The sequence below is a fragment of the Streptomyces sp. NBC_00076 genome (assembly GCF_045041235.1).
Classification (GTDB): Bacteria; Actinomycetota; Actinomycetes; order Streptomycetales; family Streptomycetaceae; genus Streptomyces.
The window spans coordinates 3,843,881-3,866,289 of the sequence record NZ_CP108242.1; the positions used below are offsets into that span (position 1 = coordinate 3,843,881).

The following is a 22,409-nucleotide window of genomic DNA, read 5'->3' on the forward strand; positions in this document are numbered from 1 at the left end:
CCGGATTTTTTTCGGAGTTCGGCGGCCTGGGGATGTCGAGAACGTGCCACCGGCTCCGTCCCAGGGACATCAGCGGCCACCACCGGCCGCACGAGGAAGAAGGAGAGACCCGCATGGCGATTCAGCGGATGGACAACGTCGGCATCGTCGTCGAGGACTTGGATGCCGCCATCGCGTTCTTCGTGGAACTCGGTCTGGAGCTGGAGGGCAGGGCGGAGGTCGAGGGCCTCGTCGCCGACCAGTGCACCGGACTCGAGGGCGTCCGCTGTGACATCGCGATGGTCCGGACCCCAGACGGTCACAGCCGGCTCGAGCTGGCGAAGTACCGCAGCCCCGCGGCGATCAGCGACGGGCCGCGCAACCGGCCGCACAACATTCTGGGTACGCACCGCGTCATGTTCGCCGTCGACGACATCGAGGACACCGTTGCCCGCATGCGCCCTCACGGCGCCGAACTCGTCGGCGAGATCGCCCGGTTCGAGGACAGCTATCTGCTCTGCTACCTCCGCGGCCCGGAGGGCATCATCGTCGGACTGGCCGAGCAACTGCGCTGAGAGCTGGCCCATGATCTTCGATGCTCGCCCCATGGTGGCTGCCTGAAGCCGTGGAGCCCACCACTCCCACCACGGGGCAACGACCCCGCAACGAGGCATGGACCGCGACAAGCTGCCACCGTGATCCGGCCTTGTCAGTCCTCCAAAGCGTCGTTGACCTGCGGAGCGGCAATCCCCTGTCCCCCCCCATGACCCGTGACGCCGCTTGCCCTGAGGAGAGCCCACCTGTGGGTGTCCGACGCCTCAGGGCTTCCGCGTCGGCCGGATCGTTGGCGCGCACCGCGGCTCTTTCCCCGAGGAGGTCACGGCCGTCAGCCCTGCTCCTGCTTCTTGCGTACGACGATCAGCGCCGCGCCGCCGAGTACGACCAGGGCGATGGCGACACCCACGATCACCGGGGTCACGCCGGAGCCGCCGGTCGCGGCGAGGTTCACGTCCGACGCGTTGCCGCCCGCCGTCGCGGGGCTCGGCTCGCTGAGTGTCTGCGTGGTGTCGCCCGCCGCGCTGCCCTGTGTCCGGCAGTCGAGGACACCGGCGAACCGCTTCTCGAAGCCGCCCGCCTCGATCGTGAAGTCGTACGCCTGGTCCTCCTGGAGCGGGACGGTCACCGTGCGGGACTCACCCGCCGCGATGGTGTACTCGGCGCCCATCAACTCGAAGGCGAACGGCTCGTCGCCCTCGTTGGCCGCGGTGATGTCCAGGCCGCCCTCGGTGCAGTTCTTCGCCGCGGAGAGCGCGGGTATCGCGCCCGTCGCCGCCCAGCTCACGCTCGCGGTCGCCGAGACCGTCGACTCGCTGGAGCCGGCCAGGATCTGCGTCTGGCTGCGGCTCTCGGAGGCGAAGGCACGGCCGACCGGTACGGTCGTGGAGGCCTGCACGGTCAGGTCGGCCGAGCCCGTCGGGGCGTCCTCGGGCACCTCGAAGAACAGCTGGCTGCCGTTGACCGCGGACGTGACGTCCCGGCCGTCCTTGCCTATGAGCCGCACCCCGTTCGCGGCGGCGTCGGCCGGCGGCGTCACCGTCACCGTGGCCGCGTTGGTGTGAACCGTGACCGGGCCCAGCAGTGCGCCGGGGCGGCCGGAGACCGCGGGCGGGTCGAGTGTCAAAGACGCCGCGGGCTCCGCCGCGTTCCTGGCGCTCTTCTGCAGGTAGTCCGCGAGCTTCTCGGCCTGCGGGTCGACGGCGTCGACGTTCGCGCCGTCCGAGTAACGCCAGATGGCCACCTGGGTGGCCGCCGCCGCGTCCTGCTCGGTGAGCCCGCTGCCCACGCCCGCCGCGGTGGCCAGCGCCGCGAGGTCGTTGACCTGCGGGTAGGAGTTCTGCAGGATCCAACGGATCTTGCCCGCGTCCTTGTTGGCACCGAGCGAGGTGCCGCTCCACGGGGTCTCGTGGTACTTGGCCTCCCGCTGCGTGGGGTTGTGCAGGTCGATGCAGTACGTCTGCAGGGTCCCGCCGCCCTCGACGGACATCTCGAACAGACCCGCCGAGACGGTCAGGTCCCCGGACGCGTCGTGGATCACGGCGTCGCCGTACGTCTTCAGGCCACCTATGGTCGCGGTCGCCCCACCCTGGTTCTGGGGCGTCTCGTCGGCGGACGCCGTACCGGCGCCGGTCATCACGCCGACGGCGACGAGGCCGGACACCAGCGTCGCGGCGACGAGGCGGGCCGCCCCTCGCCTGCGCGCCGACGGCACGGAGAACGAAGAAAACACAGAATTCCCCTTCGAGCAGGACCCGTTGACGTGGGGGGTTACGGTCCCACCAGCAGAATCAGAAGCCCCGAGAGCTACGTTCGGCATCCTAGGTACCCGGCGCACCACGCTTCCCGGTGATGCACTCGGACCAGTGATCCGACTCGGAATCGTTATCGCCGAGACCGGCTGCGAGCAGGGCTTATCGACAAATCTACCGGGGTCGTACGGCACGCATTCGCAGATAAGCCGCAGTTCGGTCGGACACCATGCGCGAGGCGCGGGGTGATGTCTGACGTGGCGTGACGTGCTGTGACAACCTCGTTTGAAGTTGCTGTGGTGCGGTGTGACGTCACGTCACGACGGCGGGTTCCGGACGCTGTTGGGCGGTCGGCTCGGCCGGAGGTGTCTCCCAGCTCGGTTCCGGCTGCTGTGGTGCGCCGACGCCGACGGCCGCCGTCTCCCCCAGTTTGGTGCGCCGGAAGGCGGAGGTACCGCGGGCCAGGTCATGACCGATCGACACCGCGTCGACATCCGCGGAGGTCCAGCTCTGCCCCTCGCGCACTTCCGTACGCACCTTCAGCCTGCCCTGCACGACGACGGGATCGCCCACGTTGAGCGATGCCGCCGTATTGGTGGCGAGCTGCCGATTCGCCCACACCGTGAAGAAGTTGGTGTGGCCGTCCGTCCAGGTGCTCTTCTCGCGGTCCCAGTAGCGTGTGGTCACCGCCAGCCGAAACCGCGCCGACGCACCCGACGCCAGCTCCCGGTACACCGGCTGCGTCGCCACGTTCCCCACCGCGCAGACCATGGTTTCGTTCATCATGAACCCCTCCCTCACCCGGCCACACACGCCGGACACACGTACGGGCCCGTCCCGTACGGCTGCTTCCGTCTTCCGTCACGATCACGTCCGCCGTGATCGCGCGAAAACCAGACTGCCTCCGCCGGACCGAGCCCGCTGAGCGCTGTGCACCACCACCCGTCTGTGGAAAACTCCGTCATCCGGACGAGGGACCCAAGGACGGGAACAAGGGAAAGGACGGGCATCAGGGAGCGGACCTCACCTCGTCCCCGCACTCACCCCCACGACCCGCCCGTACTGCTCCCGAACCTCCTGGTAGCGCAGCAGTTCCGCCGCCACCGGATCCAGCACCCGGGCCCGTCCACACCCGGCCGCCGCCTCCCTCAGCCGCCGCTCGGCCTCCGCTCCGTATCGCCTGGCAGGCCCCCGCGCCGCGATCCGGCAGCTCCACTCGACGAGCGGGCCACCGATGATCCCGGCCACCATCAACATCACCGGCACACCGAGGTTCGGTGCCATGAACCCGAGGATCTGGCCCAACAGCCAGAGCCCGCCCACGACCTGCAGAATCGTCATCGACGCCTGCGCCAGCACGGCCGCGGGCCACCAGCCCGGCCGCGGTGGCCGTCCCGGCGGCAAACCGGCCCGCGCCGCCAACTCGTCCAACGCCTCGGACAACCCCTGTGAGCCGCGTACGGCCGCCTCGCGCACCGCCTGTGCCCACGGTGTCGGCAGCCCGCCCGAGGCCCGGTCGGCGAGCGTCCGAACCGCCTGTTCGACCTGTTGGCGCGCCGTGGCCTCCTCGTCCGCCTGGGCGCGCAACGGCAGTCGGCTGGTGGGGAGTTCACGCCGGTCCTCGTACCAGCGCCACAGCCGCAGCCAGGGCGTTCCGCACGCCTTGTTGGCGTTGCGTTGCCACGCCCGCTCGGCCGCCTCGCCTGCCGCGGTGGCGCCCACCGCGTCCGCGAGCCGCGCCGCGAAATCGTCCCGCGCCTCCTCGCTCAGCCCGGTCCGCCGCCCGGTGGCGTAGACGGGTCGCAACCGCCACGCGGCGGCGTCCAGGTCGGCGGAGATCCGGCGTGCCGCGGCCCCGCGCTCGGTCACGAACTGGCCGAGCGTCTCCCGCAGTTCACCGACGCCGTCCCCGGTGAGCGCGGACAGCGCGAGGACGGTCGCACCCGGCTCGCCGTGCTCGCCGAGCGCGATTCCGTCCTCGTCGAGCAGCCGCCGCAGGTCGTCGAGGACCTGCTCGGTGGCTTCCCCGGGCAGCCGGTCGATCTGGTTGAGGACGACGAACATGACCTCCGCGTGGCCCGCCATGGGACGCAGATAGCGCTCATGGAGGATCGCGTCGGCGTACTTCTCGGGGTCGACGACCCAGATGACCGCGTCGACGAGCCCCAGGATGCGGTCCACATGCTCGCGGTGCTGCACGGCGGCCGAGTCGTGGTCGGGCAGGTCGACCAGGACCAGTCCGCGCAGTTGAGCCTCCGCCTGGGGGCTCTGCAGTGGGCGCCGCCGCAGCCGCCCCGGGATGCCGAGCCGGTCGATGAGGGGCGCCGCGCCGTCGCTCCAGCTGCACACGATCGGAGCGGCGGTGGTGGGCCGTCGTACGCCGGTTTCCGAGATGGCCACTCCGGCGAGCGTGTTGAACAGCTGCGACTTGCCGCTGCCCGTGGCGCCCGCGATGGCGACCACGGTGTGCTGCCCGGACAGCCGACGCCGCGCGTGCGCCTCGTCCAGGACCCGGCCCGCCTCTGCGAGGGCCCGGCTGTCGAGCCGCGTACGGGACAGCCCGACCAGCTCGCGCAGCGCGTCGAGCCGCGACCGCAGCGGCCCGTCGTACGCCAGCGGTGTCACGGGCTGCGCACCCTGCGGCCTGGCCTCCACGACGGCGACGTGCTGCGCGGCGGTCTCCTCGGTGACCCTCCGCGCGATCAGGCCGTCGTCCCAGGCGCTCTCGGAGTCCGCACGGGCGGAAGCATCCGTGCCGGAGGAGGTATCCGTGCGGGCGGAAGTACCCGTGCGGGCGGACGGGTCCTCGCCGTTCGTCACGCGCGCGGAGCGGTCCGTCGTGGGCATCAAGGACGCGCCGGATGTCCTGGAGTCCCCATGGTCCTTGGAACCCTCAAGGCTGCCGGAGCCCTCGGGGCTCTTGGCGTCCGCCTGCTCGTCGAGAGCCTCGGCGGGTTCAGACCCGCCGCCGGCGACTCCCTTCATCCGGACCATGCGCTCAGAACGCTTGCCCCTGTCGCCTGTGCCACCGGAGTGTCCTGCGCCCCTCACGTCACCTGAGCCACCGGAGTCACCGGTTCCCCCGGAGTCCCGGGAGCCGTCCGAGCCCCCGGAGTGATCCGCGTGCTCCGTGTGACCCTGCTCCCGGTCCCGGTCCTGCCCCCGGCCTTGGCCCTGGTCCCGGCCCTGATCCCGGTCCCGGTCCTGCTCCTGGCCCTGGTCCTGTTCCTGGTCTGTGACGGCAGCCACCGGTCACCTCTCCTTCTGCAGTACGGACAGCGCGGCGATGAGTTCGGCCTGGGTTTCGGGGTGGACGTCGAGCGCGTCGAGCGGGGCGAGGCTGCGTTCGCGTTCCGTGTGCATGACCCGGTCGATGTGGTCGGTGAGCAGCCGCCCGCCCCGGTCGCGCAGCCGCAGCGCACCGTGCGCGCCGATCCGCTCGGCGAGCCCCTCACCCGCCGACCGCGCCCTACGGCTGCCGAGCAGCGCGGTGGCGACGAGTGCGGCGATCACCTCGGGATCCGGGGCGACACTGCGGTCGAGGCCGCGAAGCTCCTCCTCGACGTACTCCTCCAACTCCCGTCGCCACCGCCGTACGGCCATCCCGATCCGGTGTTCGGCGCTCTCCGGGAACGGGTCCTGGTCGGTCAGCTCTGGAGCGCAGCCCGCCGGTTCGCGCCGCCAGACCTGGTCGATGCGCTCGTCGGCCGCGGTGACGGCACACTGCAGGAGGGCTCCCAGACTCTCGACGAGCGCGTCGAGGAGCTCCGGGGCGGTGCAGTCCATCGGGAAGGCCCGCCAGCGCTTCAGCGCGTCACCGGCGAGCACGGCACCGGCCTGGAGACGGCCCTTCACGCGTCCGTGCTCGCTGTCGTACGCCCCCTCGACGCCGGCGGTCAGCCGCAGCGCCGCCGCGTGCTGAGCGGCGGCCGCGGCGGCCAGCTCGGGCATCCGGGACTTGAGCGAGTCGAGGACGCCGTGCACCGTACGGGCCAGGGAGTGCTGCCGGGCGGCCGGGTCCTGAGCCTGATGGACGAGCCAGGTCCGCAGCGAGGCCACGGCGGTGGTCGGCAGCAGCCCGCCTCCCCAGGCGGACTCGGGCAGCTCGGGCACGGTGAAGCGGGGTACTGCGCCGAGACCGGCCTTGGTGAGCAGCGCGCCGTACTGTCGTGAAACCTCGGACACCACCTGGTGGGGCACCCGGTCGAGGACAGTGACGAGCGTCACGTCGTACTCCTTGGCTGCGCGCAGCAGATGCCAGGGCACGGCATCGGCATACCGGGCGGCCGTGGTGACCATGATCCAGATGTCGGCCGCGCAGATCAGTTCGGCGGCGAGGACACGGTTGTCGGCGATGAGGGAGTCGACGTCGGGCACGTCGAGGAGTGCGAGGCCGTGCGGCAGGGTGTCGGCGGTCTCGATCCGCAGCACGCGCGCGGGATTCTCGCCGGGCAGCAGGAGGTCGTCCCCCGGCTCCTGGTGCGGCACCCACACGCGCGTGAGGTCGGGCAGCACGCGCATCCCGCTGAACCAGTGATGGTCCTCCGGTCGGCAGACCAGCACGGGAGTCCGCGTGGTCGGCCGAAGTACGCCCGCCTCGCTCACCCGCCGCCCGACGAGGGAGTTGACCAGCGTCGACTTCCCGGCCCCGGTGGAACCTCCCACCACGGCCAGGAGTGGCGCTTCGGGCTCTCTGAGCCGCGGCACCAGGTAGTCGTCTAGTTGGGCGAGCAGTTCGTCGCGGTTGGCACGCGCGCGTGGGGCGCCCGCCAGCGGCAGCGGAAAGCGCGCGGCGGCGACACGGTCGCGCAGGGCGGAGAGTGCGTCGAGCAGCTGAGGCCGTACGTCCAAGGTCACCACATGCGAAGAATGCCCAATTTTAGGGGAATTCTGAAGCATATGCGCATGTCTGCGCGCCGACAGGACACAAGGGATGGAAGGTGCGACTGGGACACGGGCACAGTCCAGGCATAACGAGTGCACAACACCCGGTGCGCAACACGCCAAAAGCGGTGCACGATTCGTACCTGCCTGCGATTATCAGGACCGCTTCACCGAACCTCCACATCGAGCCACGGAGGCGAAGCAACAGGGACAAGGACGCAGGAGCCCTATCCTTGTCCCCGGCGACGTCACGGAACGGCCCACACCCGGGCACCCACGACAGAGGCCACCACACCCGGCCCCCGTAGCTCAGTGGATAGAGCAGGCGCCTTCTAAGCGCTTGGCCGCAGGTTCGAGTCCTGCCGGGGGCGCACATACCCTCACCCTGCGGAAACGCGTGAGGGGTTCGTTGATGTCCGGATGCACATCGCTGTGAGACCAAGCGCATTGACTGTCCACGATCGTGGATACGTACCCTGACATCGGGGTTGCAGTTCGCGCCGCGGACGTCTGGCTACCGCTCCTCGCCCAGTACCTGGGCAGCCGCCCGTGGGTCCATGAGGTTGGACCACGCCTGTTCGGCCGGGAGCAGGTCCCGCTCAGGCAGGGCGTACTCCGGATACCAGCCCTCAGCCTCGCAGCCGGGGACGTTGCGCAGGATCAGCACGGTCAGGTTCGGCGGAACGGAGCCGGTGATCCGGACGGCGAGGTAGGTCTCGTGGCCGTCGTCCGCACGCACCTGGAGGCCAAGGGTGAAGGTGTCGAACTCGCGTGTGTGCTCACGGCCGTCGCGCAGCGTGGCGTGCGCCAGGTCCAGCAGAGTCGCCCGCAGGCGGCGCACGAAGCGGACACCGGCCTCGGCGCGGTACCGGACATGGTCCTCGCGTGCGGGCAGGAGGTGAGCGGTGTGTGTCGCGGTCTTCAGCCCGTCAGAATGTTCCGCGTTGTAGCGAGCCCGGACGGCGCGGCCGTCAGCCTCCAGGGCTGCATAGAAGTCATCGCCCGAGCCGTCCTCGCGCCGACCCGCTGCGACCAGCCACGGCAGATCGGCGTCCAGCCATACCGCGCCGCGCCATCGCTGCACCTTGACCTTGAACAGCACCTGGTCGTCCACGGACCGGATGCGTTCGTGCTTGCCGTCCTCGTCCGCGAACTGCTCGGACGCTTTGGCCAGCACCGGGTGGTCGATCTCGTCCAGCGGCACCGTGACCGGCGGCACCGCGAGGCACAAATCCTCGCGTAAGCAGCGCAGGGTCGGGCGGGCCGGGCGCAGCGGGCCGGGTCCGCTCATTCCTCGATTCCCCCGACCGCGTCGATCTCCTCCGCGGTCAGCCCGGTCAGCAGCATCACATCCGCCTTCAGCGAGCCATCCAGCACACTGAGCGCCTCCACCATGCCGGACCGCAGATCCTCACGGCGTTGCTCCAGATACGCCCGGACCGCCTCGGCCACCAGGTCCTTCTTCGTCAGCCCCAGGAAATGAGCACCCTGGCTGATCAACTTGTCCGTCGCCGGGTCCACCTTCAGCGGGGACTGGCGTACCGGCTTCGCCGCCGTCGTCATCGTCAACACCTCCGCTTGCCATAGTACCTAAATACCTCAAGGTGTAGTTGTTCCGGCGTCACCACTGTCGAACGCCCTGGCTCCGGCCGACGGCACGCGCCGTCGCTACCAGAGGCGACCATCGAGCAGGCATCCCGGAATCGACAGCAAGCGCTTTAACGATTTCCGTTCGTCGACGACCTGCGAACACGCAGGTGAGCACATCGCTTAGTCCCGCGCACCTTCTAAGCGCTTGGCCGCAGGTTCGAGTCCTGCCGGGGGCGCCTATCCCCGCCCTTCCTCGCAAGGGCCCCTTTGCTGGTCAGAACGGGTGACACGCGACACGCGGAAGCCCCGGAGCCCTCCCCCGATGATCAAGGGAGGGCTCCGGGGCTGTCCGGCTGTCACCGGGTTTTCGCGGGTGGCTGTGTCGAACACGTGTCGAGGTTCTCGGCCAAGAGGGCCCACCGGCGTCGGGCCGTTCGAGGAGATCCCAGACCTCCGGCGGTCGGAATCCGCTTCTTCGCGCGCCCGGCACCAGCGTTACGGACGCTGCTGACCCGCACCGACAACAGCCTTGATGAGGCCGGGAAATCGGCGATCCAGGTCCTCCTTTCGGAGGCGCATGTACAGCCTGTCCCCCGCGTCGCGCTGGCACACCGGACCAGCCTCACGAAGGACCCGCCCGTGATGGGTTCGGCTCGACTTGCCGACCGGCAGATCGAAGGAGGCGCAGAGCCGCTCCCCTTCCGGCCGTGCAGCGAAGGGGTCTCCTTCCCAACGCCGCCGGCATGGCGGCCGTCATCATCATGGGATGGCAGGCGGGCAGTTACCCGCGGGCTGGACCCTCGAAAAGATCCGCAACGTCTCAGGCGATTCGGCGGCCGCAGTCCTTGAGACGGATCGCCGATCCCCACGAGGCTCTCCGAGGTCTGTAGCCAGATGACTTGGTGCGGCCAAGCACGGGACCATTTCCAGGCGACGTACTCGCAGGCGAAGTCCTGCCATTCGCGCTCGGCGGCTGGGACATTTAGGAGACGAGCCGGCTTGTTTCGGTGTCGAAACGGCTCACGCCTCCCGCCCGCGGACATCCGCTTCGCGCGCTCATCGTCGGCCACTGCGCTCTTCTTGCAGATCTTGCCGTCCTTCTTGCACGGCTACGCGAGTGAGGCCGTCACGCGGGTCCGGCGGGAGGCCGTCGCCCCGTCGTGAAACAGGGGCGCACGCCGGCGCACACCGGCGCACGCCTTTCTCCTTCCCTCCTCCGGTTTCGGGCGACCGGAAGAGGGCTTCACCGTCCGCGTCCAGTTCTGCACGTCATCGTTTCATTTTCTCGCCGAATGAACGTGAGGCGCCGACACAACTGGCGGGTAACCACCCAAGGCGCGGCGCGGGGGGCCGAACTCACTGGGATTACCCGCGTTAACAGATACCACCGGAGATGGTTCACACATACTCCACATGTGATCTTGCCTATTTTGCCGCAGCTTGACGCGTTGTCGCTTCCCTGCCAAGGTCAAATCACACACCGACTCCGCGTCGGCGGACGAACTCGAGTATGCGAGGGCTGGGAAGCCGTTTTTACTCGAGGAGCGACGCCGACCTTTCCGGCCTCAGGACGCAGGCTCCGGAGGGACGTCGGTCGGCACTGAACGCAAGCACACGGGGGTGTCTTACGTGGCGGCAGCCATGTATACGTCTGTCCGCAGCGCCCAAGCAGGGCTCCGGAACGCCGGAACGCCGAGAGCGGGCCTGCGGGGGTGAGGCGGCAATCGGATCCGGCTGATACCGGCGGAATTCCGTTCGGCTGAGCCGGATTCTCCTCCATGCGCCGAAGGCGTACGCCGTCGCGCCCGGACGATAACGCCGTGGCGCGCCAGTACGCCGATCATTCGGATTGGCGAGCGCTCACCCTGTCACATGCACGCCACACCTATCGGGCTTGCCCTGCCCGTGTCCGTGTCCGTGTTCATGTCCATTCCGTTTTCCATTTCCACACGAGGAATTTCGCCATGCCCACGTTTCAGTCCAGCGACCACGCGACCCGGATCTTCACCCACCTCTTTGAAATCCTCCTCAAAGACGAGACGTTCACCCAGCGCATGCGGGAATCCAGCATCTCGCTGCACCTGATCCAGACCAAGCCTGACGTGGAACTGCACGTCACTCCGGACGGCGTGGAGCCCGGCGCTCCGGCGCAGCCCGCGGCCATCCGCCTCAAGATGAGCTCCGACACGGCCCACGACCTCTGGCTCGGCAAGCTGCTGATGCCGGTGGCCGTCGCCACCGGAAAGGTGCGGATCAAGGGGAACGTGGCCAAGGTCCTCGAGTTCGTACCGCTGCTGCGACCCGCATTCGACCAGTACCCGGACATCGCCAGGGCCGAGGGCCTGCCGGTCTGAGCAGGCGGCCGATCCGGCCCACCCCTCCGAGTCAACGCCCCACCCAAGAAGAGGTTCATCACAGCAATGGGCAACACCCCATCCTTCACCGCCGACACCGGCGCATTCCTCGCCGAGCCGCAGCAGATCCAGGAGTTTCGGCAGCGCGTACGTGAATTCGTCGACAAGGAGGTCCGACCCAAGGTCGCGGAGAACGACCGCGCCGCGCACGACGACTTCGACTGGGAACTGGTCCGCAAGGGCCACGAGGCCGGCCTGTTCCGTCTGGTCGTGCCGAAGGAGTACGGCGGTCTGGGGCTCGGCGTCCTCGGGGTCGCGGTGGCCTTGGAGGAGATCGCCGCGGCCTGCGCCGGTACAGCCCTGATCTTCGGAGCCACCCTGCTGGGCCAGGCCCCCGTCCTGCTCTCGGGTGACCCTCAGCTGCAGTCCCGCTTCCTGCCGCTGTTCTCCGGTGACGACCCGGTGCTGGCCTGCAACGCGATCACCGAGGACCAGGCCGGCTGCGACCTGCTCATACCGGAGAACGCCGAGCACGCCACCGATGTGGTCCAGGCCCGACGGGACGGCGACAGCTACCTGCTCACCGGGAGGAAGCGCTTCATCACCAACGCGAAAGTCGCGGAATTCGGTTCCGTCTACGCGAACGTCGAGGGGCACCCGGGCGCCACCGGCCTCACCGCGTTCATCGTGCCGCTGGACTCCCCGGGGATCACCCGTGGACCGGTCGCCGACAAGATGGGTTACCGCGCCTGCCTCGGCAGCGAGTTGCTCTTCGACCAGGTGCGCGTACCGGCGGAGAACGTCGTCGCCGGTGAGGGCAACGGCATGCTCATCAACATCCAGCAGATGAACATGGCGCGCGCCACGGTCGCCGCCATCTCCACCGGAATCGCCCGGGGTGCCTTCGAGATCGCCAAGCAGTGGTGCGCCGACCGCGTTCAGGGCGGAGTCCCGCTGTACAAGCACCAGTTCTCGGCCCGCAAGCTCGCCGAGATGGCCGCGCAGATCGAAGCGGCCCGGCTGATGTACCTCAAGGCAGCCCAGACCGCGGACACGGAGATCCCCGCCCCGGTGTTCGAGCCGGCCACCGCGAAGCTCTTCGCGGACCGCGTCGCCATCGATGTGGCCCAGGAGGCGATGTCGCTGATGGGCGCCCGCGGCTACCTGAGGGAGTACGGCATGGAGAAGTTCGTACGGGAGTCCCTGGGCGCCCGCATTTATGAGGGCACCCCCGAGGTCCTCGCTCTGGCGATCACCGAGTCGCTGTACGCCGAGGACGACTTCTGATTCCCGCCCCGTCGCAAAAGCAGGCAAGGTGAACAAGGGAAACCCATGGGTATGCACACCGATCTCGTGGCCGGTGACACGGCCACTCTCCGTCCCTGGAACGTGCCGCGCGGCCTGTCCGACGACCGCTCCACCGCCCAGCCGTCCGAGGAAGTACGGCAGCGGTACATCAGGGACATCCTCCGACTGCACGGCCGGCAGAGTTTCGGCCGCCTGGACGCGGAACTCCGCAGGACCGACGCGTGCCTCTACCGTTCCGATCACGGGCGCGGGGTGGTCACCTCCGTCGCCCGCTCGGAGTCCATCCCCGAGCGGTACCTCGTGGGGCTGGCCGGCTTCCGGCTCTCGGAGTACCTCAGGGCCGGCTTCGCCTGCGAGGACGTCGTCTTCAACCGCTCCCTGTTCTGTGAGCCGGTGCGGGAGTTCCACCCCGCGGACCTGCACGTGATCACCACGGACGTGGCCAGTGGCCGCATCCTCGGGTATGTGGCCCTGGCCCACAGCAAGGACCCGGAGCCCCGGCCGCTGAACGCCACCGACCGGCACCCGTTCCCCTGCGAGCAGGCTCACGACGTACGTCTGCAGAACCTGCTGCGCGATGCCGGGGACCTGACCACGCACGAGGTCAGGGAGGTCAAGCGTTTCGTGCACGCCCACGCCGTCACCGACCGGTCGTTACGACTGCGGATCACGCTGGAACTGCTGGCCGCCCTCACCCGCGCGTCTCACCTGGAGGGGTGCCTGACCCGTCTGCTGATCGGCGACGTGGAGGAGCACGTGGCCCTGCGGCACCTCGTGCTCCTCGGTCTCGACGTCCGCCTCCTGGAGGGCACGGAACCCCGCCTGAACCGGCAGAACGTCATGCACCCCATGTACACGGCCCGGGCCAAGGTCCTCCCCTTCTACGCCTGGACACCGGCGGCCGAGGAAGTCGACAGGCGCGGACGGATGCTGGAGCAGGCCGCCGCGGCCGAATCCCCGTTCCGGGCGCTGCGTGAGCTGATGTCCCAGCTCAGCGGATCCGTGCAGTACACAGAAGCCGAGCGGCGAGCGCGGCAGGCGGCCCCGGACAGGGGCGAGGAGGCCGCCCGCGAGGAGGCGGCCGGCGACGCGGCGACCGGGAAGGCGGCCGCCTGATGGCCCTCACGCATGAGTCCGCGCCCAGCCGCGACTTCTACGAGGTGTTCACCGAACGCAACCGCGGTTTCATCTCCGAGAGGACACAGGATGCCCTGTCCCGGGCCCGTCTCCTCATCGCCGGCTGTGGTTCGACGGGCGGTGCCGCGGTGGAACCCCTGACCAGGATCGGCGTGCAGGACTTCCTGCTGGCCGACGTCGGGGAGTTCGAACTGAACAACCTCAACCGGCAGCACGCCGCCTACGGCGACATCGGCCGCCACAAGGCGGAGGTGGCCGCGGAGCGCGTCATGTCGGTCAACCCGCACGCCCGGGTGGAGGTGGTCACCGAAGGCATCACGGCCGGCAACGCCGACGCACTCGTCGGCGGCGCGTCCGTGGTGATCGACGGCGTGGATGTCACCGAACGTTCCGGCTGGCGCGCCAAGTACCTGCTCCACGAGGCGGCGGTCAGCTCCCGCCGCCCCGTACTGACCGGTTACGACATGGCCGGCACCCAGTACATCAGGTTCTACGACTACCGCCGCGCCGGCTCCTCCCCATTCGACGGCAGGATCAAGACCGGAGACATCGAACGGGCGGGAATCTGGTCCCTGCTCCACCGCGCCGTGCCTACCAGGTACATCCCGCTGGAGATGATCAGAAACGCGCGCGAGCACCTGGGGGAGGAGGGCTACAGCGTGCCGCAACTGGTATACGCGTCCATGCTGTTCGGCGCGCTCAGCACCCGGATGACCGCGCAGATCCTGGTCGGTGATCCGGTACGCCAGGACGTGGCGGTCGACATCCACGGCGTGGTTCGGCCGCTGTCGGCAACAGTGCGCACCGGCCTACGGTGGCCCATCGAGCTGATCGGCGGGCTGCGCAAGCTGGCGGCGACGGCAGCCCGCTGAGACACCCGCACCGCCCCGCGCGTCCGGTTCCGCCGACGCGCGGGGTGCTGCGTGCCGGGTCGCCCGGGTGGCGTGCCGGGGGCGGAGGAACCTCCCCCCGGTGCGTCGGGCGGTGTCGTACTCCGGTCCCCCGGTACGTCGGGCGGCGTAGGGTCACGGTCCCCGTCCCGGCAGCCGGAGTGTCGCTGCTCAGCCGAGCTTACGAGGCCGCCTTGACGAGGCCGGACAGCATGTAACCCACCACCTGTGCCCCCTCCCGGCCGGCCTTCTCGTGGTCGTCGGCGAAGGCCAGCGCGGTGGCCGCCTCACAGAGGGTTCCGAAGATCACGGTCGCCGTCATCTCGATCGGTACCGGCCGCAACTCCCCCCGCTCGGCCAACTGGTTCAGGAGTCCCATCACCAGGGGCAGCGCCATTTCGTTGTCCATCTCGCGGCAGCGCTGCACGCCGAGGACGCCGGCGGACTGACGCAGCAGTGACCTCCGGCGCGCGTCCTCGACATAGCTGTCCAGAAAGCCCCGCACGGCGGCACTCGCGACCGACCACGGCGACTGCTCCTCGTCGCCGAGCTCCTTGAGGGCGTTTCCGACCTGGTCCAGGACGCCCCGCTGGCTGAGCTGGAACACCTCGTCGAAGATGGCGCGCTTGTCCGCGAAGTGGTGGTAGACGGCGCCCTTGCTGACGCGGGCCGTGCCGGCGATGTCGTCGACGGAGGTGACGTCGAAGCCCTTCTCGGCGAAGAGTTGCGCGGCTGCCTCCAGCACCGCGGCACGGGTCAGCGCCGCGTACTCCTCACGCCGTGACTTGACTGCCATGTTGCCTCCAAAGAATACTGACCGACCGTGAGTCGTTTGCAGACTGCGAGTCGGTGTACGACTCGGAGTTCCGTCATTATCCAGCCTGCCCCCTGACTTCTCCAACGCTGGGAGCCGTCGTATGTCGTCCGCCCGCACCGCCGAACCGATGCCTCCCAAAGGCCTCGCCGACCACGCCTCCCGGCTGATCAGAAAGGCTCGCTGGCCGCTGCTCGCGCTGTGGCTGGCAGCCTTGGCGATCAGCGGCGTGGGCGCCTCGTCCATAGCCGACTCGCTCAGCGGTGGCGGCTGGTTCGCGCCCGGGGCCGACTCCACCAAGGCGGCGCACCAGCTTGAGCACGGCTTCAAGGGCAGGGGACAGACCACGGCCACCCTCGTCATCCACGACAAGCGGTACGAGTCCGACGAGCCGCGGTTCGAGCAGCGGGCCCACGACATAGCGAGGCAGGTGACGGCGGAACCGGCGCTGAAGGTCACGGACAGCCATGGCTGGACCACCCTCGCCCGTGAGAACCGGTCCGACTACGCCGGCGACGACCACCGCACCGTCATCGACTCCCTGGCCCTGGATCTCGACGACGGTACGGCCCGCCGCGAACTGCCCAAGGTGCAGGCGGATCTGGAGGACCGTTTCGGTGGGCAGGGCCTCGATGTCTCCCTGGTCAGCCCCTCTTCCTTCTGGGGAGAGGTCAACACGCTCAGCCAGGAGGGGCTGGCCAAGGCCGAGTTGATCACGATGCCCCTGATCGTCGTGATCCTGCTGCTGCTGTTCCGCAGTCTCGTCGCCGCCCTTGTCTCGCTGGCCGTCGGAGTCTCCGCCATCGTCTTCACCCTGGGCGTGCTCGCCCCGGTGGCCCAGAGCCACGAGTTGTCGGTCTTCGTGCAGAACGCCGCCACCATGCTCGGCCTGGGCGTCGGTGTCGACTACTCACTGTTCGTGATCACAAGGTTCAAGGAACAGCTGGCCAGAGGGCAGGACGTCGAATCAGCCGTGGCGGCGACCCTGCGGACCTCCGGGCACACCGTCCTCGCCTCCGGCGCCACCATCCTCCTGGCGATGTGCACCCTCTTCCTCATCGACCTCAACGTCATCTTCTCCCTGGCGCTCGGGGCCGTGGTGGTCGTCGCCTGCTGCGTGCTGACCACGGTCCTTTTCCTGCCGGTCCTGCTGCACCTGCTGGGAAGCCGCATCAACGCGGGCCGCGTACGCGTGCCGAGGAGCCTGCGCGAGCGGTTCCGGCGGGCGGCCGGGGAAGGGGACCGTGCGGATGGCGGGAAGTCCGCCGCCGGCGAGGAGACCAGCCGCTGGTACCGCGTGTCCCTGAAGGTCATGGCCAAGCCGGTGCTCTTCCTCACCGCGACCAGCGTGGTCCTCGTCGCGCTCGCGGCTCCCGCCGCCCAGTTGCGCACCTTCTCTCCCGACGCCCGCATCCTGCCCGAGGCCTCAGCCGTCCGGGTCGGCTACGACCACATGCAGGACTCGTTCGGGGTCGGCGCCACCTCCCCGATCCAGGTGGTCGTCACCTCCCGTGAGCCGTTGGAAGAGTCGGAGCGGTCCGAGGACCTGACCCGCCTCGGCGGCCGCTTGGAGAAGCTGCCGCACGTCGAACGGGTCGACTCCGCCCTGCCCGTACTGGAGTCCGCCTCCCCGCAGGCGCCCTTCAAGGCACTGGCCGCGCCCTCCATGAGCCGGCTTCCCGACGACGCCCGCGACACGGTTCGGCACTATGTCGCCAAGGGCAACCAAGCCTTCGTTCTGGAGGTCGTGCCGGACGCCACGGCTTCCGACGACGTGGCACGGGATCTGCTCAGCCGCGTCCAGCACGAGGCGGACAAACTCCCCGCCGCCTCTCTCACCTCCGTGATCGGAGGTGAGACGGCCGAAGGCATCGACGCCAATCGCGTCATCGAGGACGGCCTGCCGCACGTCATCCTCATCATGCTCGCGGCCGTCTACCTCGTCCTTCTGCTGACCTTCCGTTCGCTGCTGCTGCCGCTGAAGGCCATCGCGATGAACCTGCTGTCGATCGCCGCGACCTACGGCGTTCTCGTCCTGGTCTTCCAGAAGGGCCTGGGCACCGGGCTCCTCGGCTTCGAGCAGACCGACTACCTGCAGAACTTCGTGCCGGTGCTGTTGCTGGCACTGCTGTTCAGCCTCAGTACCGACTACGAGGTCTTTCTGCTGGACCGGGTCCGCGAGGAGTACCTGGCGACCGGTGACAACACGGTTTCCGTGGCCCGCGGCCTCACCCGTACCGCGCCCCTGATCTCAGGAGCCGCCGTGCTCATGGTCGCGGTCTTCGGGGCGTTCGGGTTCGCCGGGATCGTTCCGATCCAGCAGTTGGGCTTCGGCATGGCCGTCGCCATCCTTCTGGACGCCACCCTCGTACGGCTTCTGTTGGTCCCCGCGGCGATGCGTCTGATGGGCCGTTGGAACTGGTGGTTCCCCGGCCGCGGCGACGGAGCGCCCTCTCAGCGGCCGACCGCCGAAGGGGCCGAAGCCGCTTCGACCCGCGAACGCGCCGAAGCGGGACGCAGGTAGGTCCTCGACCATCCATGCCAAGGCATCGACGAAAGGACGGACATGAACGCGCTGGTCGCCTCTTTGGCCCTGCTGGGCACCCTGCTGGGCGCCGTAGCCCAACTACCGGTCCATCTCAGCCTGATCGGTGGGGTGGTCATCGGAACCTGGCTGACCGCCTTCCTGGTGCGCGAACACCTCACCGGACGTTGAACGGAGTGTGACGCCATGCCGCTGACCGCAACCGGGCCATCACCCGCCCGGACATGCAGGCTGTTGAGGAAGCCGAGCCCGATCGAGCCGAGCGGGAAGGCTCCGAGCCGGCCGAGGGACGTCGGCCCCAGTGACACCGACGGCATGGCCGTGGCGTCCTTCATGCTCGGCCTCACCGGGCTGCTGGTGGGGAACATGCTGCTGGGCCCCGCCGCTGTCGGGTTCTCGGCGTTCGCGCTGTGGCGCGGTACACAGCGGCCTTGCCGTGCCTGGGCCGGCATGTTCCTCGGTTTCGCCGATGTCGTCGTCTTCGCGGTTCTGATCGCGGTCAACGACTCTGTCACCTGGCACCTGTAGACGCCTGCACCCCGCGGCCGTCCGGCTGCCCGGCCCCTGGCGGTACACGACCGCCAGGGGCTTCGCCGTACGCGTGCTGCTCCGTGTACCGGACCTCCCGGTACCTGGTCGTGGGTGCTAGGCGTACCGGTAGATGGAGCTGTGGCCCTCCATCTCCGCGGGTGTCACGCCCCACGGCGGCATCTTCTCGTGCCGTGCGACGATCCGGCCGCGCTGGGGGTTCCCCTGCCCGGGAGGCTTCTCGGGGAGATAGCGGGCGTCTCGATGCCGCCGCTGCCAGCGGGACCACACCATGTCGACGAAGGCATGGTGCATCCAGAAGACGGGGTCGTTGACGGAGGCGCCGCCCGCCATATGGCCACCGACCCATCGGTGGACCCGGTTGTGGTTGCGCCACGACGCGGTGCCGCGCCCCTGCCCCCACCCCTCCAGCCTGTTGCGGAACCCTTTGGCGGACACGGAGTTCCAGGGGGCCGTGTCGTAGACCGGATCCGCGAGGGCGGTCTCCAGATCACTGACCGTGGGCAGGGTGATGGGGTCTCGGGAGCGGCCCAGGTCCCGCATGAGGTACTCGGCGTCGGTGAAGCTCTCTTTGATGGTCCAGTGGCCGTGCTGGTAGGCGAAGGGGCCGGTCATGACCTGCCGGTCGGAACGGCGCCCGGTGCCGCCGAGCAGGTCCTCGGTCCATGGCACGGCCGTCGAGGAGTGGTTGCGCGTCCAGTCCCAGTACGGCAGGGTCACCGAGTCGTCCACCCGACGCAGCGCCCGCTCCATGCCCAGCAGCAACCTTCGGTGCCACGGCAGGAAGGAGGGTGTCATGTGGGCCGCGCGCAGGCCGCCCTCACCGTCGGGCACGTAGTACTTGATGTGCATGCGCACGAACTCGTCGTACTCACCGCGGCGTTTGACCTCGATGAGCGCGTTGACGAACCGGCGCCGCTCGGAAGAGGTGAGCTTGCTGACGTCCTTACGCGTGTACACCATGGCGATGACCCCCCTCTGTTCCCTGGCCGCCGCTCGGCGTACCGCTGTCGTCCATGCGGCTGCCGTCTGCGTCCCACACGCCCAACCGTGCGGTGGAGCCGAGTTCGTCGACAGCCGCGCGCGCCGCGGCGAGCGGTGTCGGATACGACTGGTAGTGGTCGATCATGGTCATCCAACTGCCGTCCACGCGACGCATCAGGTGCAGTGGCCGGCCGTCCACGGTGATGTGCCACGCGCCGGAGACGTCATCGCCAGGCTGCCGGTCATCGTCTCTGACGCCGACGATGCGCCGTCCGCGGTACGTCTCATCGAACCCCGTCTCGTCCTGCGAGCCCAACGCGGCCAGGACGGGGGCGACCGCCACCCCCGCCGCCGCCGCGAACAGCCCTCGCAGTAGCAGCCTCCGCCTGATGGACGCCGCGGGTTTGACGACGGGCGACGGGCCCGGGGCTGCGGTCGGCGGCAAGGCGTCGACCGTGAGTGTCGTGGAGCCGGTGGCGGCCCTCGTGGAATCGGCCGCGGAACTCACGGGGCGAGTCGTGGAACTCGCGGAGCCTGCCGTGCTGTTCACCGAGCCGGTCACGGCTTCCCCCGGACCGGACCTCGACGACCGCTCGCGGGCCATGGCGAGGATGAGGGTTGGGCGTCGGCCAGGGCGGCGTCACCGACCGACAGGACGTTGTCGCTCAACAGCTTCTCGTCGGCGCTCGACGTGGGCATCGAGTCTCCGCAGCCGTCCTTGAGGGAGGCGGTGAGGAAGTAGGCCATGTCACCGCCGAGAGCTTCGCCGCTCGATGCCGGGACGACGAGCGTGCCCGGGTCGTCGGCTCGCAAAGAGCGCGTTTCGCTGGTGGTTGAGGTCACCGCGGCAACCTACAGACGTTCCGGGACGCACTCGGACTTTCCCTCACCCGAACGGACCAATCGCGCCCCCATAACCACACGAACGAGGGGTTCACAGCTCGGCGGTTAGCGCTTTCGGTGGACGACATCGGCGACGGTGGTTGACCAGCCGCCACCACAGAGGGCCGACTCCGCACGGCGCGGAATCGGCCCTCTTCCAAGTACCACCGGGAAATGCCAGAAGCGCTGAGATCAGGAAGCGGCAGGCATCGCGTCCGGGGTAGTCGTCAGCTCTGCAGCGGCAGGCCACCCACCAGCGGGGTGCCGTTGCTCAGGGCGGTGGACGAGCGATCGACCGCCTTCAGCAGCGACTCCTTCTTCTTCTTGACGTCGAGCGCATCCGACGACTGGAGCGGTGCCACGTGGACGGGCCCGTTGTTCAGGGCGGTCACTGCGTCGTTGAGGCTCTCGTGCGCCACGTCGGTCGCACTGAGGGCGAACGCTGGCGCGGCACCGGCGAGAACCAGGGACCCGGTAAGGACAGCGGCAGCCTTCAGAGACTTCATCGTGTTCCTTTCTTCGGCAACGTGAGGTGCCGGAGAGAATTTCTGACGCCGTGCACAACGAGCGCCGACCGGTCCGGAAACCCTGCGTGCGGAAGATGCCGAGTCCTCATATGAGATCCCTGAAACATCTCTGAAAGTCGGCGACGCGGGACCAGAAAGGCCGAAAAGGCAACGTCCTTTTGCGCCCGCACCGCAGCCCGTCGACCTGCTCCGTCTCCGTCTCCGGCTCCGTCGACCTGCTCCATCTCGGGCTCCGGCTCTACCTCCAGCCTCCGCCTCTCCCTCCGGCACTGCCTCTACCGCTCCCTCTATCGCTGCCGCCGCGACTACACCTATAAGACGATTTATAAAAAGTCCGACTTCACCAATCCAACACACTTGCCGGGCTTAACATGATTACCACCGATAGCGGCTAGAGTGGCGCGGGCTTCTCGGCGCGCCCCTTCCGCGCGCACCTCGCCTTCGAGCTGCCCCCTCTGACACCGAAAAACCTTTCCCGAAAGGGCAACGCCGTCATGCGTAATTCCCTGACCCCCCTGATGCGCCGTGCGACAGTGGGCGTCCTCGCCCTCGCCGGTATCTGGGCTCCCGCCGGTGCCCAGGCGGTAGCGCCCGCCGCACCGCCGTCGCCCGAGGCGGCCCGCGTCGCATTCGCCGAGCGCTACCAGGCTCTCCAGCACGGCGGCATCGTCCGCGCGGCCAACGTCTCCATCAGCTGCCGTATGCCCCAGGCGGTCCACGGATCCTGGCCGTCGACGGCGCGCTCCTGCCCGGCCGCGCGCGAAGGCAAGGCCGGAGTGAACGGCGACTTCGACATGACCTACGTCGATGTCGACAAGGACCCGAACACCTACAACTCCTCCCGCGCGGAGGTCCGTCTGCCCAAGGGCGCGCGGGTCAGCTACGCACGGCTGTACTGGGGTGGCAACCTGCGCGTCGGTGAGCAGAAGCCGGCCAAGGACAACGGGCGGGTGCTGGTCGCCGAACCGGGCGGGGAGTACCGGGAGGTCCTCGCCGACACGGTCGTCGGCCACCGCGTGGCGCGGGGTTCGGACGCCTTCCAGGCCTCGGCGAACGTCACGAAGCTGGTTCGGGGGAGCGGGCCGGGTCTGTACACCGTGGCGCAGCTCAACGTGGCGAAGGGCAGGTCGACGGCCGGCGCGTGGGGTGGCTGGACGCTGGTGGTGGCGTACGAGAAGGCGGCGGAGCCGCTGCGGCACCTCGCCGTCTGGGACGGCTTCGAGGCACTGAAGTCCGGGGCGGGGCAGGAGATCCGGCTTCCCGGGCTGCGGTTCCCGAAGGGCGCGGGCGGCCGTGCGGGCCTGGTGACGTACGACGGCGACCGCGGCGCGACGGGCGACACCCTCACCCTCACGACCACCCGCGCACGCTCCGTCCCCACGACCCGCCGCACCACGGTCACCGCTCTCACCAACGCCGGCAACCCCCGCGACGACGTCCTGAACTCCACGATCAGCGACCCCGGGGCGGTCCAGCCGCAGCGCGTGCCGACGTACGCCGGCACCCTCGGCTACGACTCCGATGTCTACGACCTCAAGTCAGGCTTGCGGCACGGGGGTGACCAAGTGGCCTTCCGGGTCGTTTCGCAGCGGGACGCGGCTTGGACCGGCGTGCTCTTCGTCGCGGTCGACGCCAAGCAGTGAGGCGCGTACCCCCCGTT

Annotated in this window: 20 protein-coding genes and 1 tRNA gene; 10 read left to right on the forward strand and 11 right to left on the reverse strand. The window is 69.1% G+C overall.

Going from position 1 to position 22,409, the window contains the following annotated elements:
- The first annotated feature begins 113 nt into the window (after positions 1-113).
- Positions 114-554, forward strand: coding sequence for a VOC family protein (locus OHA64_RS17450; RefSeq protein ID WP_405613972.1), 441 nt, complete (start codon positions 114-116; stop codon positions 552-554).
- A 311-nt stretch (positions 555-865) separates the two neighbouring features.
- Here OHA64_RS17450 and OHA64_RS17455 read toward each other — a convergent pair whose 3' ends face one another.
- The 4 genes from OHA64_RS17455 to OHA64_RS17470 form a co-directional block, all read right to left on the reverse strand.
- Positions 866-2,266, reverse strand: coding sequence for a Cys-Gln thioester bond-forming surface protein (locus OHA64_RS17455; RefSeq protein WP_405613974.1), 1,401 nt, complete (start codon positions 2,264-2,266; stop codon positions 866-868).
- A gap of 331 nt (positions 2,267-2,597) precedes the next feature.
- Complete coding sequence (locus tag OHA64_RS17460) at positions 2,598-3,068, reverse strand: single-stranded DNA-binding protein (RefSeq protein WP_405624003.1); 471 nt, start codon at positions 3,066-3,068, stop codon at positions 2,598-2,600.
- Positions 3,069-3,308: 240 nt separating this feature from the next.
- The gene (locus tag OHA64_RS17465) at positions 3,309-5,132 is read right to left on the reverse strand and encodes a GTPase (RefSeq protein ID WP_405624004.1); all 1,824 of its coding nucleotides are present in this window, start codon (positions 5,130-5,132) and stop codon (positions 3,309-3,311) included.
- 405 nt (positions 5,133-5,537) lie between these two features.
- Positions 5,538-7,145: a dynamin family protein gene (locus OHA64_RS17470; protein ID WP_405613976.1), complete on the reverse strand. Its 1,608-nt coding sequence runs from the start codon at positions 7,143-7,145 to the stop codon at positions 5,538-5,540.
- A 322-nt stretch (positions 7,146-7,467) separates the two neighbouring features.
- Here OHA64_RS17470 and OHA64_RS17475 point away from each other — a divergent pair.
- Positions 7,468-7,540 (forward strand) — tRNA-Arg (locus tag OHA64_RS17475).
- Positions 7,541-7,683: 143 nt separating this feature from the next.
- Here OHA64_RS17475 and OHA64_RS17480 read toward each other — a convergent pair.
- Positions 7,684-8,460 carry a hypothetical protein gene (locus OHA64_RS17480; RefSeq protein ID WP_405613978.1) on the reverse strand — a complete coding sequence of 259 codons (777 nt, stop codon included), beginning with the start codon at positions 8,458-8,460 and terminating at the stop codon, positions 7,684-7,686.
- On the reverse strand, positions 8,457-8,732 hold the full coding sequence (locus OHA64_RS17485; protein WP_405613980.1) for a hypothetical protein: 276 nt from the start codon (positions 8,730-8,732) through the stop codon (positions 8,457-8,459). The genes OHA64_RS17480 and OHA64_RS17485 overlap by 4 nt, the downstream gene beginning before the upstream one ends.
- 1,991 nt (positions 8,733-10,723) lie before the next feature.
- Here OHA64_RS17485 and OHA64_RS17490 point away from each other — a divergent pair.
- From OHA64_RS17490 to OHA64_RS17505, 4 genes are all read left to right on the forward strand, one after another.
- Positions 10,724-11,113, forward strand: a complete 390-nt coding sequence (locus tag OHA64_RS17490) for an SCP2 sterol-binding domain-containing protein (RefSeq protein ID WP_405613982.1) — start codon at positions 10,724-10,726, stop codon at positions 11,111-11,113.
- 66 nt (positions 11,114-11,179) lie between these two features.
- Positions 11,180-12,400 (forward strand): acyl-CoA dehydrogenase family protein, encoded by a 1,221-nt coding sequence (locus OHA64_RS17495; RefSeq protein WP_405613984.1) that lies wholly within the window; start codon positions 11,180-11,182, stop codon positions 12,398-12,400.
- A 45-nt stretch (positions 12,401-12,445) separates the two neighbouring features.
- On the forward strand, positions 12,446-13,537 hold the full coding sequence (locus OHA64_RS17500; protein WP_405613986.1) for a hypothetical protein: 1,092 nt from the start codon (positions 12,446-12,448) through the stop codon (positions 13,535-13,537).
- Positions 13,537-14,430 carry a HesA/MoeB/ThiF family protein gene (locus tag OHA64_RS17505; protein ID WP_405613988.1) on the forward strand — a complete coding sequence of 298 codons (894 nt, stop codon included), beginning with the start codon at positions 13,537-13,539 and terminating at the stop codon, positions 14,428-14,430. Before OHA64_RS17500 ends, OHA64_RS17505 begins: the two co-directional genes overlap by 1 nt.
- Positions 14,431-14,629: 199 nt before the next feature.
- Here OHA64_RS17505 and OHA64_RS17510 read toward each other — a convergent pair whose 3' ends face one another.
- Positions 14,630-15,244 (reverse strand): TetR/AcrR family transcriptional regulator, encoded by a 615-nt coding sequence (locus OHA64_RS17510; protein WP_405613990.1) that lies wholly within the window; start codon positions 15,242-15,244, stop codon positions 14,630-14,632.
- Between the two features lie 121 nt (positions 15,245-15,365).
- Between OHA64_RS17510 and OHA64_RS17515 the strand changes: the two genes are divergently transcribed.
- The 3 genes from OHA64_RS17515 (at position 15,366) to OHA64_RS17525 (ending at position 18,335) form a co-directional block, all read left to right on the forward strand.
- Positions 15,366-17,786, forward strand: coding sequence for an MMPL family transporter (locus OHA64_RS17515; RefSeq protein WP_405613992.1), 2,421 nt, complete (start codon positions 15,366-15,368; stop codon positions 17,784-17,786).
- Positions 17,787-17,828: 42 nt separating this feature from the next.
- Positions 17,829-17,978, forward strand: a complete 150-nt coding sequence (locus tag OHA64_RS17520) for a hypothetical protein (RefSeq protein WP_405613994.1) — start codon at positions 17,829-17,831, stop codon at positions 17,976-17,978.
- Between the two features lie 144 nt (positions 17,979-18,122).
- Complete coding sequence (locus tag OHA64_RS17525) at positions 18,123-18,335, forward strand: DUF4190 domain-containing protein (RefSeq protein WP_405613996.1); 213 nt, start codon at positions 18,123-18,125, stop codon at positions 18,333-18,335.
- A gap of 117 nt (positions 18,336-18,452) precedes the next feature.
- On the opposite strand, the gene OHA64_RS17530 is transcribed toward OHA64_RS17525, so the two are convergent.
- The 4 genes from OHA64_RS17530 to OHA64_RS17545 all read right to left on the reverse strand — a co-directional run bounded on the left by OHA64_RS17530 (position 18,453) and on the right by OHA64_RS17545 (position 20,728).
- Positions 18,453-19,319: a tyrosinase family protein gene (locus OHA64_RS17530; RefSeq protein WP_405613998.1), complete on the reverse strand. Its 867-nt coding sequence runs from the start codon at positions 19,317-19,319 to the stop codon at positions 18,453-18,455.
- A complete protein-coding gene (locus OHA64_RS17535) occupies positions 19,303-19,785 on the reverse strand; it encodes a tyrosinase family oxidase copper chaperone (RefSeq protein WP_405624005.1) in 483 nt (160 codons plus the stop codon). Before OHA64_RS17535 ends, OHA64_RS17530 begins: the two co-directional genes overlap by 17 nt.
- Before the next feature lie 113 nt (positions 19,786-19,898).
- On the reverse strand, positions 19,899-20,183 hold the full coding sequence (locus tag OHA64_RS17540; RefSeq protein ID WP_405614000.1) for a DUF5949 family protein: 285 nt from the start codon (positions 20,181-20,183) through the stop codon (positions 19,899-19,901).
- A 266-nt stretch (positions 20,184-20,449) separates the two neighbouring features.
- Positions 20,450-20,728, reverse strand: a complete 279-nt coding sequence (locus OHA64_RS17545; protein ID WP_405614002.1) for a hypothetical protein — start codon at positions 20,726-20,728, stop codon at positions 20,450-20,452.
- Between the two features lie 515 nt (positions 20,729-21,243).
- Between OHA64_RS17545 and OHA64_RS17550 the strand changes: the two genes are divergently transcribed.
- A complete protein-coding gene (locus tag OHA64_RS17550) occupies positions 21,244-22,392 on the forward strand; it encodes a DUF3344 domain-containing protein (protein ID WP_405614004.1) in 1,149 nt (382 codons plus the stop codon).
- Positions 22,393-22,409 lie beyond the last annotated feature (17 nt).

What these genes read in the sequence shown, in the direction of transcription:
- OHA64_RS17450 (WP_405613972.1), top strand. Translation starts at nt 114, where the DNA reads ATGGCGATTCAGCGGATGGACAACGTCGGCATCGTCGTCGAGGACTTG.
- OHA64_RS17460 (WP_405624003.1), bottom strand. Translation starts at nt 3,068, where the DNA reads ATGAACGAAACCATGGTCTGCGCGGTGGGGAACGTGGCGACGCAGCCG.
- OHA64_RS17465 (WP_405624004.1), bottom strand. Translation starts at nt 5,132, where the DNA reads ATGCCCACGACGGACCGCTCCGCGCGCGTGACGAACGGCGAGGACCCG.
- OHA64_RS17480 (WP_405613978.1), bottom strand. Translation starts at nt 8,460, where the DNA reads ATGAGCGGACCCGGCCCGCTGCGCCCGGCCCGCCCGACCCTGCGCTGC.
- OHA64_RS17485 (WP_405613980.1), bottom strand. Translation starts at nt 8,732, where the DNA reads ATGACGACGGCGGCGAAGCCGGTACGCCAGTCCCCGCTGAAGGTGGAC.
- OHA64_RS17490 (WP_405613982.1), top strand. Translation starts at nt 10,724, where the DNA reads ATGCCCACGTTTCAGTCCAGCGACCACGCGACCCGGATCTTCACCCAC.
- OHA64_RS17495 (WP_405613984.1), top strand. Translation starts at nt 11,180, where the DNA reads ATGGGCAACACCCCATCCTTCACCGCCGACACCGGCGCATTCCTCGCC.
- OHA64_RS17500 (WP_405613986.1), top strand. Translation starts at nt 12,446, where the DNA reads ATGGGTATGCACACCGATCTCGTGGCCGGTGACACGGCCACTCTCCGT.
- OHA64_RS17505 (WP_405613988.1), top strand. Translation starts at nt 13,537, where the DNA reads ATGGCCCTCACGCATGAGTCCGCGCCCAGCCGCGACTTCTACGAGGTG.
- OHA64_RS17510 (WP_405613990.1), bottom strand. Translation starts at nt 15,244, where the DNA reads ATGGCAGTCAAGTCACGGCGTGAGGAGTACGCGGCGCTGACCCGTGCC.
- OHA64_RS17515 (WP_405613992.1), top strand. Translation starts at nt 15,366, where the DNA reads ATGTCGTCCGCCCGCACCGCCGAACCGATGCCTCCCAAAGGCCTCGCC.
- OHA64_RS17520 (WP_405613994.1), top strand. Translation starts at nt 17,829, where the DNA reads ATGAACGCGCTGGTCGCCTCTTTGGCCCTGCTGGGCACCCTGCTGGGC.
- OHA64_RS17525 (WP_405613996.1), top strand. Translation starts at nt 18,123, where the DNA reads ATGGCCGTGGCGTCCTTCATGCTCGGCCTCACCGGGCTGCTGGTGGGG.
- OHA64_RS17530 (WP_405613998.1), bottom strand. Translation starts at nt 19,319, where the DNA reads ATGGTGTACACGCGTAAGGACGTCAGCAAGCTCACCTCTTCCGAGCGG.
- OHA64_RS17545 (WP_405614002.1), bottom strand. Translation starts at nt 20,728, where the DNA reads ATGAAGTCTCTGAAGGCTGCCGCTGTCCTTACCGGGTCCCTGGTTCTC.
- OHA64_RS17550 (WP_405614004.1), top strand. Translation starts at nt 21,244, where the DNA reads ATGCGTAATTCCCTGACCCCCCTGATGCGCCGTGCGACAGTGGGCGTC.